General features: G+C 56.1%; 1 protein-coding gene. It reads right to left on the bottom strand.

Annotated elements, in window-relative coordinates; genetic code table 11:
• Positions 1-113 precede the first annotated feature (113 nt).
• The gene (locus HY29_RS17515) at positions 114-467 is read right to left on the bottom strand and encodes an ExbD/TolR family protein (RefSeq protein ID WP_081811491.1); all 354 of its coding nucleotides are present in this window, start codon (positions 465-467) and stop codon (positions 114-116) included.
• Between the last annotated feature and the right edge of the window lie 2 nt (positions 468-469).

Here is a 469-nt window from a genome sequence, read left to right as displayed (position 1 = left end):
AAGAAGATCAGCAGGATGAAGACCACGTCCAGCATTGGTGTGAGGTTGACATCATCCTCCGCACCACCACCGGAAGCAGCTTGACGTTTTCTGCGTGCCATATCGTGCTCCTCCTACTCTGCCTGGGACAGGACAAGGTTAACCCCTGTCGAGTAACCAGCGCTGTATGCGGCGTCCCGGATCAGAACGATCACACCGTTTTTGGATTTCGGATGAGCCTGGATGACAACCTGGCTCTCCGGGTTCTCGGCCCGAACACGCTCGATATTTGCGCGAACAGAACCAATATCCGTTGGCCTGCCATTCACCGTGATGAGGTTGGACTCATCAATATAGATCAGAATGGCGGGAACCTGCTGCTGCTCAGTGTCGGCCGGGCTCGGCGGTGGCGGCGGCTCAAGACCCAGCGTTTCTTCCTGGGCAAAGGTCGACGTCACGATGAAGAAGATCAGCAGGATGAAGACCACGT

Origin of the sequence: Hyphomonas beringensis, from assembly GCF_000682755.1 — a bacterium.
Taxonomy (GTDB): Bacteria; Pseudomonadota; Alphaproteobacteria; order Caulobacterales; family Hyphomonadaceae; genus Hyphomonas; species Hyphomonas beringensis.
Note: the sequence above shows the minus strand (reverse complement) of the source record. Positions and strands in the feature narration are given on the sequence as shown.